The sequence below is a fragment of the Methylobacterium frigidaeris genome, from assembly GCF_022179185.1.
Taxonomy (GTDB): Bacteria; Pseudomonadota; Alphaproteobacteria; order Rhizobiales; family Beijerinckiaceae; genus Methylobacterium; species Methylobacterium frigidaeris.
The window spans coordinates 1-206 of the sequence record NZ_BPQJ01000504.1 but is presented as its reverse complement, the minus strand read 5'-3'; the positions used below and the strand labels follow the sequence as shown (position 1 = coordinate 206).

The 206-nt window shown below is 62.6% G+C and carries 1 pseudogene; it reads left to right on the top strand.

From position 1 onward, the window contains the following. Positions 1 to 206 (top strand): annotated as a pseudogene (locus MFF64_RS37760) (ATP-binding protein); the annotation flags it as partial.

Below are 206 nucleotides of genomic sequence, written 5' to 3'. Positions count from 1 at the left end.
CCCTGACCTAAGGCGAAGGTCATCTCCGTCATTTTACAGAACCAACCGAACGAGGGAAGGGACGGTTTTGGACCTCTAGATGTGCTACGGCTTCCCGCGCCAGTCCGCGAGGCAGGTGCGTATCTACTCCGAGGTCGGAGAGGGCACGACCGTCTGCCTCTACGTGCCGCGCCACTACGGGGAGGCCGACGAGGACGACGTTGCCC